This is a genomic window from Massilia sp. Leaf139 (genome assembly GCF_001424165.1).
Classification (GTDB): Bacteria; Pseudomonadota; Gammaproteobacteria; order Burkholderiales; family Burkholderiaceae_D; genus Telluria.
Map to the genome: position 1 here is coordinate 327,973 of NZ_LMOJ01000022.1, position 13,263 is coordinate 341,235.

16 protein-coding genes are annotated in these 13,263 nt (G+C 66.0%); 10 read left to right on the plus strand and 6 right to left on the minus strand.

Annotated elements, in window-relative coordinates:
- Window positions 1-73 precede the first annotated feature (73 nt).
- From ASF77_RS24655 to ASF77_RS12905, 5 genes are all read left to right on the plus strand, one after another.
- Window positions 74-250, plus strand: a complete 177-nt coding sequence (locus ASF77_RS24655; RefSeq protein WP_200934171.1) for a hypothetical protein — start codon at window positions 74-76, stop codon at window positions 248-250.
- Entirely contained in the window at window positions 247-1,125 is an 879-nt protein-coding gene (locus ASF77_RS12890) for a neutral zinc metallopeptidase (protein WP_056339750.1), read from the plus strand. Before ASF77_RS24655 ends, ASF77_RS12890 begins: the two co-directional genes overlap by 4 nt.
- A gap of 211 nt (window positions 1,126-1,336) precedes the next feature.
- Entirely contained in the window at window positions 1,337-2,521 is a 1,185-nt protein-coding gene (locus ASF77_RS12895; RefSeq protein ID WP_056339753.1) for a zinc-dependent alcohol dehydrogenase, read from the plus strand.
- Window positions 2,522-2,533: 12 nt separating this feature from the next.
- Complete coding sequence (locus ASF77_RS12900) at window positions 2,534-3,190, plus strand: hypothetical protein (RefSeq protein WP_200934172.1); 657 nt, start codon at window positions 2,534-2,536, stop codon at window positions 3,188-3,190.
- 173 nt (window positions 3,191-3,363) lie between these two features.
- Complete coding sequence (locus tag ASF77_RS12905; RefSeq protein WP_056340406.1) at window positions 3,364-5,196, plus strand: M4 family metallopeptidase; 1,833 nt, start codon at window positions 3,364-3,366, stop codon at window positions 5,194-5,196.
- A 9-nt stretch (window positions 5,197-5,205) separates the two neighbouring features.
- Here ASF77_RS12905 and ASF77_RS12910 read toward each other — a convergent pair whose 3' ends face one another.
- Both ASF77_RS12910 and ASF77_RS12915 read right to left on the minus strand, forming a co-directional pair.
- Window positions 5,206-5,946 carry a M23 family metallopeptidase gene (locus ASF77_RS12910; RefSeq protein ID WP_056339756.1) on the minus strand — a complete coding sequence of 247 codons (741 nt, stop codon included), beginning with the start codon at window positions 5,944-5,946 and terminating at the stop codon, window positions 5,206-5,208.
- A gap of 30 nt (window positions 5,947-5,976) precedes the next feature.
- Window positions 5,977-6,993 carry a L,D-transpeptidase gene (locus ASF77_RS12915; protein WP_056339760.1) on the minus strand — a complete coding sequence of 339 codons (1,017 nt, stop codon included), beginning with the start codon at window positions 6,991-6,993 and terminating at the stop codon, window positions 5,977-5,979.
- Between the two features lie 113 nt (window positions 6,994-7,106).
- On the opposite strand from ASF77_RS12915, the gene ASF77_RS12920 reads away from it, so the two are divergent.
- Entirely contained in the window at window positions 7,107-7,406 is a 300-nt protein-coding gene (locus ASF77_RS12920) for a 2Fe-2S iron-sulfur cluster binding domain-containing protein (RefSeq protein ID WP_056339762.1), read from the plus strand.
- Here the strand turns inward: ASF77_RS12920 and ASF77_RS12925 are convergent.
- Window positions 7,375-8,313, minus strand: coding sequence for an alpha/beta hydrolase (locus ASF77_RS12925; RefSeq protein ID WP_056339765.1), 939 nt, complete (start codon window positions 8,311-8,313; stop codon window positions 7,375-7,377). The genes ASF77_RS12920 and ASF77_RS12925 overlap by 32 nt on opposite strands.
- Window positions 8,314-8,444: 131 nt before the next feature.
- On the opposite strand from ASF77_RS12925, the gene ASF77_RS12930 reads away from it, so the two are divergent.
- Window positions 8,445-8,624: a hypothetical protein gene (locus ASF77_RS12930; RefSeq protein ID WP_056339768.1), complete on the plus strand. Its 180-nt coding sequence runs from the start codon at window positions 8,445-8,447 to the stop codon at window positions 8,622-8,624.
- Between the two features lie 101 nt (window positions 8,625-8,725).
- Window positions 8,726-8,896, plus strand: coding sequence for a hypothetical protein (locus tag ASF77_RS24660; protein WP_200934173.1), 171 nt, complete (start codon window positions 8,726-8,728; stop codon window positions 8,894-8,896).
- 87 nt (window positions 8,897-8,983) lie between these two features.
- Here the strand turns inward: ASF77_RS24660 and ASF77_RS24305 are convergent, their stop codons facing one another.
- Window positions 8,984-9,160 (minus strand): hypothetical protein, encoded by a 177-nt coding sequence (locus ASF77_RS24305; protein ID WP_156648874.1) that lies wholly within the window; start codon window positions 9,158-9,160, stop codon window positions 8,984-8,986.
- Between the two features lie 193 nt (window positions 9,161-9,353).
- Between ASF77_RS24305 and ASF77_RS24665 the strand changes: the two genes are divergently transcribed.
- Entirely contained in the window at window positions 9,354-9,491 is a 138-nt protein-coding gene (locus ASF77_RS24665) for a hypothetical protein (protein WP_200934174.1), read from the plus strand.
- Between the two features lie 95 nt (window positions 9,492-9,586).
- Window positions 9,587-9,958, plus strand: a complete 372-nt coding sequence (locus ASF77_RS12935) for a hypothetical protein (protein WP_056339770.1) — start codon at window positions 9,587-9,589, stop codon at window positions 9,956-9,958.
- A gap of 121 nt (window positions 9,959-10,079) precedes the next feature.
- On the opposite strand, the gene ASF77_RS12940 is transcribed toward ASF77_RS12935, so the two are convergent.
- Together ASF77_RS12940 and ASF77_RS12945 are read right to left on the minus strand one after the other, a co-directional pair.
- The gene (locus tag ASF77_RS12940; RefSeq protein WP_056339773.1) at window positions 10,080-10,286 is read right to left on the minus strand and encodes a hypothetical protein; all 207 of its coding nucleotides are present in this window, start codon (window positions 10,284-10,286) and stop codon (window positions 10,080-10,082) included.
- 97 nt (window positions 10,287-10,383) lie between these two features.
- Window positions 10,384-13,233: an EAL domain-containing protein gene (locus ASF77_RS12945; RefSeq protein ID WP_056339776.1), complete on the minus strand. Its 2,850-nt coding sequence runs from the start codon at window positions 13,231-13,233 to the stop codon at window positions 10,384-10,386.
- Window positions 13,234-13,263: the final 30 nt, after the last annotated feature.

Here is a 13,263-nt window from a genome sequence, read left to right on the forward strand (position 1 = left end):
AAACGCCGCGTCCATACTGCATCCACGTTCAAGTTGGCAACGGTGCCAGCGCAACCACAGCACAAGGATCAGCATGAAGCCATTACTTCCGGATCAGGAACACGTGCGCGTCGACCGCGAGGTCGAACGCGAACGGCGTGAACGCATCCTTCACGACGAAGCCCGCGCCGGCCTGGGGGCGGACGACGAATTCCGTCTCAAGGATGCCCGCGAAAGCTCGAACTCGTCCAACCTGCGGAGGCCGCGATGAAATGGGAAGGCGACCGCGAGAGCAGTAACGTCGAAGACAACCGCGGCGGCGGTGGCGGCGGTGGAGGTTTTTCGATCGGCGGCCGCGGGATCGGCCTGGGGACGGTGGCGATCGCCCTCGTCGCCTCGCTCTTCTTCGGCGTCGACCCCGGCACGGTGATCGGGATGATGGGCGGCGGCGGGCCGGCGCCCCAGGTGCAGCAGCCGCGCAATCCGAACGCACCCCAGGCGGACGACCGCGAGTCGCGCTTCGTGCGCACCGTGCTGGCCTATACCGAGGACGCCTGGACGCCGATCTTCGCGTCCCAGGGCGGCACCTACCGGGCGCCGACGCTGCAGTTGTTCGAAGGCCGCACGCAAACGGCCTGCGGCGCCGGCAACGCGGCCACCGGCCCGTTCTACTGCCCGGCCGACCAGAAGGTGTACATCGACCTGAGTTTCTTCCGCCTGATGGAAGAGCGCTTCAAGGTCGGCGGCGAGTTCGCGCAAGCCTATGTGATCGCCCACGAAGTCGGCCACCACGTGCAGAAGCTGGTCGGCGTGTCGGATCAGGTCAACCGGGCCCAGGCGCAAGCTTCGGAGACCGAGGCGAATGCGCTGTCCGTGCGCCTGGAATTGCAGGCCGACTGTTTCGCCGGCGTCTGGGCCAACCGCACCCAGCAGAAGGAAGCCTTCCTCGAGCAGGGCGATATCGAAAGCGCGCTGGCCACGGCCTCGGCGATCGGCGACGATGCCCTGCAGCGCCAGTCGCGCGGCACAGTGGTGCCGGATTCGTTCACGCACGGCAGTTCGGCGCAGCGGGTACGCTGGTTCAAGCGCGGCTTCGAGGGCGGCGATATCCAGCAATGCAATACCTTCGAGGCGCGCCAGCTTTAAGGCTGGCAGCCATCATTGCGCTGCCAACAGGAACTTCTCGTTTCCTGCTGCGAACGGAACCCGAACATGGTGCTAAAAAGCGCTAAAAAACATGGGTTCCTTTCCGTGCGCATATCGCATTCGATAGCGTTTTGACATAAGTTTAGGTTCTACGCGCTCATCATCAAGGTTTTACCAAGGATGAGCACCGCAAACTTTCGAGGAGGAATTTATGCTGGCAATGAACTATCGGGGGCCTTACCGTGTCCGCGCCACCCACAAGTCGGATCCCGTGATCGAACATCCGGGCGATGCCATCGTGCGCGTAACGCGCTCGTGCATCTGCGGTTCCGACCTGCACCTGTATCACGGCATGGTGCCGGATACCCGGGTCGGCCATACCTTCGGCCACGAGTTCATCGGCATCATCGAGGAAGTCGGCTCCCAGGTGGAAACCCTGAAGGTGGGCGACCGCGTGCTGGTGCCCTTCAACATCTTCTGCGGCTCCTGTTTCTTCTGCCAGAAAGAACTTTACGGTAACTGCCACAACACCAACGCCCAGGCAACGGCCGTCGGCGCCATCTACGGCTATTCGCACACGGCGGGCGGCTATGACGGCGGCCAGGCCGAATATGTGCGCGTGCCGATGGCCGACGTCGGCCCGATCAAGATCCCGGACGACATCGTCGACGACGACGCCGTGCTGCTGACCGACGCGCTGCCGACCGGCTACCAGGCCGCCGAGATGGGCGACATCAAGGAAGGCGACACCGTCGTCGTGTTCGGCGCCGGCCCGGTCGGTATCTTCGCCGCCAAGTCGGCCTGGCTGTTCGGCGCGGGCCGCGTGATCGTGGTCGACGAGGTCGACTACCGCCTCGAATTCGTCAAGAACTACGCGCAGTGCGAGGTGGTCAACTTCAAGGACGTCGGCGACATGGCGCTGCACATCAAGAAGATGACCGACTGGCTGGGCGCGGACGTCTGCATCGACGCCGTCGGCGGCGACGCGGCCGGCAGCGTGGCCCAGACCGTCACCGGGCGCCTGATGAAGATGCAGGCCGGCGCGGCCACCGTGCTGCACTGGTGCATCAACTCGGTGAGGAAGGGCGGCAACGTCTCGATCGTCGGCGTCTACGGCCCGACCTTCAACGCCGTCCCGATCGGCAACGCGCTCAACAAGGGCATCACGATGCGCATGAACCAGGCCAGCGTCAAGCGCCACCTGCCGCGCCTGATCGAGCACATCCGCGCCGGTCACATCGATCCGAAGCAGATCATCACCCACCGCATCCCGCTGGAAGAGGTGGCCGATGCTTACCACATCTTCTCGAGCAAACTCGACAACTGCATCAAGCCGATCCTGATCCCGCCGCGCGCCCACGAAGTGCGCGCCGTGGCGGCCAGCGTTTCGAAATAAGGAGGCACACGCATGGATAACCGCGACATGACCGTCCATATCGGCCACGACAACGAGCACCAGCACGATCACGACCATGATCATGCCGGCCACGAGCACCATCCGGTGCAGCCGCAACTGCGCCAGCACCGCAAGACCCGCGAGGAAATGGGGCACATCAAGGGCTGGGGCGCCGACCTCGACCACAAGAACCGTCCCGCCGTGCCGATGGAGCGCACCCCGCCGCGCTACACCCCGGCCAACATGCCCGAGCCGCAGGCCCAGGAGCAGCGCGTCGAGGTGCTGGTCTCGAACGAGCGTCCCGGCATCACCCAGCTGCACGGCACGGTGCAGCCGCCGTCGGGCCTGTCGGGCCTGCTGCGGCGCGCCGCCTTCAAGTTCTCCGAGAACGACATCCGCCACTGGCTGATCCTGCTCGGCGCCGACCGCATCAACGTGGTCGAAGGTATCGTCGAGGATCTGGCCCAAGGCCATGTGCCGAATATCCTGGGCGAGATGGGCATCAAGTCGGAATGGCAGCACAACAAGGCGGGCCTGGCCAAGAAAGTGGCCATCGCCGGCGCCGTCGGCGCGGCCGCTTACTTCCTGCTGAAGGATCGCGACTCGGATCGCGAGTCGGATCGTTACCCGGATCGTTATCCGAATGACCGCTACGACAGCCGCTACTGAGCGAATCAGCGGGGTGCTCGTTTGATCGCCCCCGGCTGAACGGCCCCGCCGTTGCGCGCCTGCGCAGCGTGCGGGGCTTCTTGCGTTTAAGCAAGTCCATTTCTTGAGGCTCGTCCACACTCCCTTGATGTCCGGCCGAATTTTACGGCCGGGAAACTTCAACTGGAGACATGATGAAGCTTCCTTCCCGCCTGCTGTTGGCGCCTCTGGGCGTCCTGATCGCCAGCTCCACTGTGGCCGCGGTTCCAACCCCACTGATGAGCGCCCCAAAAGTGCAGTCCGTGGCAGCCACCGCCGCGCTCGTCGCCAAGCTGAGCGGGGCGCGCGCCACGCTTGGCCTCGACAACAACCATGGCTTCGCCGTCGCCCAGCAGCATCCGGGCGTGCAGGGCACGCAGGTGGTGCGCGCCGCCCACACCTATAAAGGCCTGCGCGTCTTCGGTTCGGAGTCGGTGGTGGTGGTCGACGCGGCGGGCGCCATCGTCTCCGAATCGGCCTCCGACCGCCGCCTGCACCTCGGGCGCGGCGCCGCCAACCGCCTGGGCGCAACGACGCGCGACTTCAGCGTCAGGCCGCTGACGCCATCCAGGGCCGCCATCGACGCGGCCGTCGGTGCGACCCTGGCCGCCGCCGGCCAGGATGCCACCCACGTGGCGCCGCCGACGGCCGAGCTGCTGATCTATCCGGTCATGAAAATGGAGCGCGTACCCGGTGCGGCAGGCAAGCTCGAAGGCGAACTGAACGCCCTGGACATGCAGGAAGTCGTCGACCGCTACGAACTGGCCTACCTGGTGCGCACGCGCATGCTGCGCGGCGCCCATCCGCACTACTACGACACGGTCGTCAGCGCCAGGGATGGCCGCATCCTCGACCGCTGGAGCGCGCTGCAAACGGTGATCGGCGTCGGCAAGAGCCAGTACAACGGCGAGGTGCCGATCAGCACCACCTTCAGCGACGGCCTGTACCGCATGCTCGACCCCGAGCGCGGCACCGGCGGCACCTATGGCGCGATGGCGATCACGAACGCCGACGGCGGCAGCAAGGCCGGCAACATGTACACCCACAGCAGCAACACCTGGGGCGACGGCAAGCAGTATATCCGCGGCGGCAGCACGACGGACGCGAACGGCCAGACCGCCGCCGTGAACGCCATGTGGGGCCTGATGAATACCTATGACGCCCTGAAGAACGTGCTCGGCTGGCAGTCGCTCGACGGCAAGAACACGTCGACCTACATCGCCGTCCACGTGAACACCGCCTACGACAACGCCTACTACAGCGACACCTGCCGCTGCATGTTCATCGGCGACGGCTCGAGCTTCAACAGCCTCGGCTCGATCGACGTGATCGGCCACGAGATGGGCCACGGGGTGACCGCCGCCACCTCCGATCTCGTGTACTCGGGCGAGTCGGGCGGCCTCAATGAATCGAGTTCGGACATCGGCGGCGAGGTGGTGGAAGCCTATGCGCGCGCCGGCGGCAAGGTCGAGGCGATTCCTTCGACCGGCAACGACTGGATGCTGGGCACCGAGATCAGCCGCGACAACACGCCGCTGCGCTGGATGTACCGCCCCAGCAAGGACGGCAGCAGCCCGGACGCCTGGAGCACAGCGCTGCGCCGCCTCGACGTGCATTACAGCAGCGGCCCGAACAACCGCATGTTCTACTTCCTGTCGCAGGGGTCAAAGGAAGACAAGACGGGCGACTACTACAGCAAATACCTGGTGAAATCGCCGGCGGCGATGACCGGCATCGGCATCGACAAGGCCTTCAAGATCTGGTTCAAGGCGAACACGACGAAGTTCACGTCCAGCACCAATTACGCCGATGCGCGCGCCAAGATGGTCGAGGCGGCGCAGGAATTGTATGGCGCCGGCAGCCGTGAAGCGATTGCGGTGCAGCGGGCGTATGCGGCGATCAATGTGGGGGCGGACGTCGATGAGACCGTCACCGAGGCGCCGCCGGCGGAGCCGGCGGAGCCGGCGATGGCCAGCGCCGCCCCGTGACGCCGTTGCTCAATCGCCCAGCAGCGGATACGGATTGACCGGCGTCCCTTTCCACCACTGCTTCTCGGGCGTCAGGGCGACGACGGCGAAGTGCAGGTGCGGCGCGTTCGGGTCGGCATTGCCGGTCACGCCGACATAGCCGAGCAGGTCGCCGCGCTTGACCTGCATGCCTTCCTTGACGCCGTCGGCATAGCGGTCGAGGTGGGCGTAGTAATAGGCGTGCTGCTCGGCGGGATCGAACTGGTAGAGGGTCAGGCCGCCGGGTTTGCTGTCGAACAGCTTGACGACCTTGCCGTCGGCCGCGGCGCGCACCGGCGTGCCTTTCGGCGCCATGATGTCGAGCGCCTCGTGGTGCCGCTCCTGGCCGCGCGGCTGGTCGAAGGTGTCGGTCAGCTGGGCGTAGGGCACGCCCTCGACCGGCACCAGCAGCTTGGCGGGCATGCTGCCGCCAGCCGTCAGTGCCGGCGTGGCGCTCGTCGCCGTGGTTGATTGCGGGGCGGGGCGGATCGGCAGGCTGGCTTCGTGCAGATCCGTTTGCACGACCCGGTCGCCCTGGGCGCCGCCAGGAGGGGCTGCAGTCGGCGCGGCGCCGGCGGGCACCTCGCGCGGCGGTGCCGATACTGGAGCTCCAACTGCGGCGCCACCGTCCGTAATGATCGGATTGGGCGCGTCGGCGAACTCGCGCAGCCCGACGAACAATCCACCGGCGCCGACCACGACGCCCAGCAAGAACATGACCAGCGATCTCATGTGCAAACCCCTCCTCGATGACTAGGTTGATTACTCCTGCAGCACGACCTGCGTTCCCGCCGCGACCACCGCCGCCACTTCCGCGGCGCTCCAGTTGGTCAGGCGGATGCAGCCGTGCGATTCGGTCTTGCCGATGAACTTCGGCACCGGCGTTCCGTGGATGCCGTAGTGCGGCTTGGACAGGTCGATCCAGGCCACGCCGACCGGATTGTTCGGGCCCGGTGCGATCTTTGCCTTCTTGTCGCCCGGTTCCGCATCCCAGAACAGTTTCGGGTTGTAGTAATAGGTCGGGTTCGGGTGCACGCCTTCGATCTTCCAGGTGCCGATCGGCAGCGGGTCGTTGTCGCTCCCGGTCGAAGCCGGGTACTGGGCGATCATGCGCTCGGATGCGTCGAACAGCATCAGCACCTTGCGGCCGTCGCTGACGACGACCTTGGCCGCCTGGGGCAGGGCCGGGCCGCCGTGCACGCTCGGCACGACGATCTGTTCGCCGGCGCGCGCCAGGTTCTTGCCCGGGTTCAGGCGGGCGATCAGGTCGGGGCTGGCGTGGAATTTTTCGCCCAGGCCTTCGGCCGGGCTGGCGTAGCCGAGCTTGGGCAGCTTGGCCTTTTCCATCATGTCTTCGGGAATCGGCTGGAAGGGGCCGGCCACGTCCTCGTTGGCGATCACGTAGTTGGTGAGCGTCGGGGTCGTATCCTGGTTCAGTGCGTTCCAGGTGGCGTCGTCGAGCTTGCCGGTTGCCTCGAGGTTGCGCGACTTCTGGAAAGCGCTCAAGGCCTGGCGCATGTTGGAGCCGTAGGCGCCATCGATTTCACCTGGTGAAAAATGCAGGCGGTCGAGCAGTACCTGGGCGCGCAGCAGGCGTTCGAACTCGGCGCGCTCCTGCGCGGCCGGATCGGCGGCGCCTGGCTGGCCCGGCTGCACGGGTGCTCCCGGCGCGGCGGCTTGCTGGGGCGCGGCCGGCTGCGCCGGCTGGGCCGCACTGGCGGCAAAGGGAAGGGCGCCAGCGAGCACGGCGAGGAAGAGGGGAGCGACGATTTTTTTCATATGGCACCTGCAATACTTACTAAGGGAAACCTCAGCGTAGGCGTGCCACACTCAGCGGTCTGTGCGCGAACGAACTCAGGCTCGGGCGCTAGCATCGACGCTACAATCGCCGCATGCACGACGAACCTCCTGTCCCCACCATCACCCTCGCCCCTCTCGGCGCGCGCTTTCCCGCGGGCGCCGGCACGGTGCTGCAGGCGGCCGAGGCGGCCGGCCTGGATCTGCCCAGTTCCTGCCGCAACGGCACCTGCCGCACCTGCCTGTGCCGGCTGCAGTCCGGCACCGTGCGCTATCTCGTCGAATGGCCGGGCCTGTCGATCGAGGAAAAACGCGACAACTACCTGCTGCCCTGCGTGGCCGTGGCCACGTCGGATCTCGTCGTCAGCGCGCCGCTGGCGAAGCGGCGGGTGTAGACGTCCCTTTCGCAGTATGGGCCAAGGCCCGTTCGATCGCACCCAGTACCAGCGGCCAGGACGCCGAGCTCGCGGCGACTTCGTCGTAATGGCTGGCGCCCGGCAGGATCAGCACCTCGGCGCCGTCGCCGGCCTTGTGCGCCAGTGCCGCGTAATCATGGGCCACGCGCGGCGGCGAAATGGTGTCGAGTTCGCCGGTGACGAGGATGGTGTGGCTGCCGTTGGGCATCAGCTCGGCGGCGTTGGTGTCGCTGTAGACGTCGGGCCGCGCGGCGCTCGGCAGGCCGGCCAGCTCGGGCGTGTCGCGCCCGCAGCTGGTCTTGATCAGTTCGCGTTCGCGGCGCAGGTCGGCCAGGCCGCCCAGGCTGACCACGGCGCGCACCGGCAGCATGCGCGCGCGGTGCAGCGGGCTGCTCGCGGGAATGCGTGCGCGTCCGGCGATCCATTGCACCAGCTGGCCGCCGGCCGAGTGGCCGACCGCGACCACCCGCTCCAGGTCGAGTCCCTGGGCGCGGCCCTGCGACGCCAGCAGGTCGAGCGCGGCATGCATGTCTTCGTACATGCCGGGATAGCCGCCGCCCGCTTCGTCGACGCGGCGGTACTCGACGTTCCAGACCGCGATGCCGCGCTCGCGCAGGGCGCCGGCCATGTTGCGCAGCTGCTTGATGCCGCCGAAGCGCTCCGTCCAGCAGCCGCCGTGCACCAGCACCGCGACCGGGAAGGGGCCGGCGCCCTGCGGCAGGAACAGCTCGGCGAATTGGGAAGGTGCGGGGCCATAGGCCAGGCGCACGGTGGGGGCGGGGCCGCTCAGGGCCATGTAGTCGTCGAGTTTCATCGGGGCGGCCGACACGAGCGCACAGAAGAACGTAGGCAACAGCGCGGACAGCAGCAGGCGTCGGATTTTCATGAGTGGAAAAGAGATTGAAAACATGAACTATACGCAAGTTTTCAGGATGCGCACGATTGAAAACTTTCCGGGTTCTTCCATGCTAGTCTGCGCAAAACGTCAATGTTTTCAACCACCATGGGAGAACCATCATGAATGAATCGAAAGCCAACGACACGCAGAGCAAGCAGTCCGACCGCATGTCGGAAGAAGATCTGGCCAAGCAGCGCGCCGGCAAGCAGGACAAGAGCAGCCACGACCACATGTCGCGCGAGCGCGCCAGCACCGGGGAAGGCGCCGGCGGCGGCGCCAAGCAGAAGCAGAACCACTGATGACGCGGGCGCACGCCTGGCGTGCGCCGCCCATGTCCGTGCGGCGCGTGCCCTCGCGGCCGCGCCGTTTTCCGACCTGATTTTTTGAAGAGATTTTGCCGATGAAGACCACCGATCCGCAGGACGCTGGCCGCGGCGCGCTGCGTGCGCATTCGACGCCCGAACCCGACCAGGCGCCGCCGACCATTCCTGTTCCCGACGACGTGCCCGATCCGGCGCACGCCCCGGTCGAGGAACCGGTCATTCCCGAGCCGCCGATCCGCGCCGCCTGAGCCCGGATTAGCTGCGGTACACAACAAAACGCCACGCTCAGGTGGCGTTTGTCCTTCCAGCGATGGCGCGTGTCCTCGCCGCCGTGCTCAGCTTCCCGATTGCTGGCCCTCGCTGCCATTGGTGCCCTTGAGCGGCGGGATTTCCTTGATCATCTCTTCGGTTTCCTTTTCCGCGGGCGTTTTTTCGCCGCTGCCGATGTCGTCCTCGTGCAGGATGGCCCCGCCTTTGGCAGCAGGATCGGCCGGTTGTCGCGATTGGTTCATGGTGCTTCCTCCTGAATCGATGTTGGAACAATCCTAACAGTCGTTTCGTGCCATCGGCGCGCAGTACGACACTGTGGCGATCTTGCTGAATCACACACAAAGTTACAATTATGTTCGGTGCCGAACGTTCTCAAAGTATGGGTTTTTTTATAATATCTGTTCACGGACGACACCAAAAACGATGGAGAACCAGATGGGCAATTCGCTGCATAACAAGATTTACCTGGGCCGGAGCCGGGGCTTCGCATCGCGCCGCTTCCAGGGCATACTCGCCGTCGGCGCCATCGTCGGCGCCGGTTTGCTGTGGATTGCACTGCGCACCTTGCGCTGAGCTGCGCCGAATCTCGGGCCGCTGGCCGCGTTCATTGGTTGCCGCCGCGCGTCACGGCGGTTACCATGGCGGCCCAGCAGATTGAATGAGCGGTAATGAAGAACGAAAAACTGACGACAGACGAGTACAACGCGCTCGAATTCATCCGGCGCGGTGCGCGCACCGACCGGGTCAATGCCTGCGTCGGGCGCAATGCGAAGCGCCTGTCCGGCTTGAAGATGATTTCCTATGCCCGCGACGGCCGGGTCGACCTGACCGAAAAAGGCCAGCAGGTGCTGTTCCTGCGCGCCTGCATCGAGGCCTTGACAAGCCTGGCGCAAGATCCGCAGGCGGCCATCGACGGCGATGTCGCGCAATTCCTGATCCGCAAGTCGCACATCGCACCACGCGAGGAAGGCGGCTTCGAGGTCACGGCGCGCGGCCTGGCGTCGCTGGCCGATATCCAGGCACAGGAACCGAAGAAGTAATCCTGATCTTTGCGAAGTTCGTGAACGCCTGAGAAATCCCGCAGAGGGAGGCGCGGCGTCGAAGACAGTACGCTAGTACGGCAAGACGCTGCAACGCCGCTATGCGGGTTTTGTCAGGTGCTCACCCGCGGCGGCGGCGGGTTGGGTACACCAGCGTGCGCACGGCGATCTCCGCCGGCACGTTCATTGCCGCCAGAAACTCGGCCGCGCGCTGCAGGCCCAGCGTCGGTACCGAAGCCACGGCCTGGTTCACCAGGTCGCGCGTACGCAGGTCGGTTCTTACCACGCGCGGGTTGGCCGTTTGGCGCGTTTGCACTTCTTCCATCATCGTCGTGTTCCTGAGAATTGCAATAGAGACACGACTATTGTAGAGCAACGATATGCAAAATGCCACATTCTTGTAGGAATAATCCTTCAAATCGTGTTTAAGCGTTCGTTGCAGCGGCCTCCGGCGCGATGATCTCGTCCGGCGCCAGGCCCCGTCCCTCGACCAGTAACTGCTCGAATTCCCCTGCCGGGAGCGGCTTGCTGAAATAGTAGCCCTGCATTTCATCGCAGCCGTGGCGGCGCAGGTAGTCGAGCTGCTCGCCCGTCTCCACGCCCTCGGCGATCACCGCCAGCTTCAGGTTGTGCGCGAGCGCGATGATCGAAGTGACGATCGCCTCGTCGTTGGCGTCGCGCGTGATGTCGGCGACAAACGAACGGTCGATCTTCAGCACGTCGATCGGGAAGCGCGACAGGTAAGACAGGCTCGAATAGCCGGTGCCGAAGTCGTCGATCGACAGGTTCACGCCCAGCGCCTTGATCTTGTGCAGCAGCTCGACGGCCGGCGTGATGTCGCTCATGAACAGGCTCTCGGTGAGCTCGATCTCCAGGTATTTCGGTTCCAGCCCGGTCTCCGCGAGCACGCTGGCCAGGTTCTCGATCAGGTCGGCCGCGCCGAACTGGCGCGCCGACAGGTTGACGGCCACGCGCAGCTTGTCGAAGCCGGCGTCCTGCCAGGCCTTGTTCTGCGCGCAGGCGGTGCGCAGCACCCAGGCGCCGATCGCCACGATCATGCCGGTTTCCTCGGCGATGCTGATGAAGCGGCTCGGCGGCACCATGCCCAGTTCCGGCGAGTGCCAGCGAATCAGCGCTTCCATGCCGCACACCTTGCCGGTCTTCATGTCGAGCTGGGGCTGGTAATGCAGCACGAACTCGTTGCGCTCGACGGCATTGCGCAGCGCGCTCTCGATGCGCACCCGTTCCAGCGATTCCTCGTTCATGGCCGGCGTATAGAACTGGAAGTTGTTGCGGCCCAGTTTCTTGGCGCGGTACATGGCGATGTCGGCATGTTCGATCAGGGTGTCGGCGTCGGTGCTCTCGCTCGGATACACGGCCACGCCGATACTGCAGGTGACGAAGAATTCCTTGGTGCCGAGCATGACCGGCTGGGCAACCGCGTTCATCACGCGCGCCACGATGCCGGGCGTGAGCTGCTGATCGCCGCTTTCCGAGACGATCACGACGAATTCGTCGCCCGACAGGCGCGCCACCGTGTCGGCGTCGCGCAGCGAGGAGCGCAGGCGCGCCGCCACCGTCATCAGGAGCACGTCGCCGGCCTTGTGGCCCATGCTGTCGTTGACGAACTTGAAGCGGTCGAGGTCGATCAGCATCACCCACACCGGGTTGCCCGAGCGCGTCGCATAGGCCACCGCCTGGCCCAGGCGATCCTGCAGCAGCGAGCGGTTGGGCAGGCCGGTCAGGGCATCGTGCTGGGCCACGTGATGCACGCGCTGTTCGGTGAGCTTGCGTTCGGTGATGTCGCTGCCGGTGCCGCGGTAGCCGGCGAACTGGCCGCCCTCGTCAAACACGGGCTGGCCGTTGACCAGGAACCAGCGGGTCTGGCCGATGTCGTCCAGCACCTGGTATTCGAAATCGGCGAAGGGCTGGTAGCCGCGCACGAGTTCGATGTGCGCGCGGCCGTAGTCGGTGTCGCCCAGGGCCGGCAGGTATTCCCAGCGCGTCTTGCCCAGCACATGGTCGACCATCACGCCGGCTTTTTCGGTGAAGCCGCCGGTGACCATCGTGAAGCGGAACTGGCTGTCCTGTTCCCAGTACCAGTCCGAGGACATCGACACCAGCTGGCGGAAGCGCTGCTCGCTCTGCTGCAGCGCCTTTTCGGTGCGCTCGCGCGCGACCATGTCCTCGACCAGGCGCCGGTTGGTGCGCTTCAGGTCCGCCGTGCGCTTCCTCACCAGCTGCTGCACGCGCCGGGCTCTAGCGCCGGACGCCTGCACCCAGGCCGTCGTCATCAGGGTCAGCAGGATGCCGCCCGCCAGCATTGCCAGCGAGGCCAGGTGGTCGGCCGCGAACGAGCGCGGCTTCATGCTTACTTCGACCAGCCAGGGGCGGCCGGCGACGTCGAGCGTGCGCGCCATGTGGGTGGCGTAGTCGGGGGCGATCCAGCTGCCCAGCAGCTCGGGCCGGGGCTGGGCGGCGGCGGCCTTGGTGGTGAAGACCAGGTCGGCCGCCTCGGGACGGGCGCCGGCGTACACCGACATCACGATCTGGCCATCGTCCAGCAAACCCGCGCCGGCCAGCGCCATGCTGACCAGTTCCTGGGCGCGCACCACGACGGCGGTGTCGCCGGCCAGCGCGCCTTTGGCGTCGTAGACTGGCAGCAGCACCTGGAAGCTCGGCTGGGGATTCGGATCCTGCACCAGCCGGAACAGCGGGGTGGCGGCGGCGCGCCGTTCGGCGTGGGCGCGGGCCAGGGCCGCGTTGATCTGCGGCCGGGTTCCGGCGTCGAAGCCGAAGGCGGCCTCGTTGCCCTTCATGGGCACCAGGTAGTCGACGATGCTGTAGCTCGGGCGGCGCGGGGCCGGGGCGCGGGTTCCGCTGCTGTCGTCGCTGATGACGGTGCCGGGGATCACGCGCTGCAGTTCGGCCTCGACGGCGGCGCGCTCGCTGTCCTGCACGATGCGGTGGTGGTTGAAGGCCTTGATGAAGGGGTGGCGCAGCAGCAGCGGCGCCGTGAAATCGTGGAACTGGGCACGGGTGACGGGGGAGCCGAGTGCGAACAGGCGGTTGGTGACGGTGATCACCTCGACCGCGTCATGCAGGCCCTGGCTCACCGTCGCCACGCGCTGCTCGGCGCGCTGGTTGAAGGACAAGGCCAGGTTGTCGTATTCAAGCTGGCTGACGCCCACGAACAGGGCTGTCGAGGCGGCCAGCCCGGCGCCCAGTGTCAAGGCCGCCGCGCGGGTAAGAGAAAACGGCAGGCGACGCAACATGACTGACCCCAAAATTATTTGCCCAAAAGC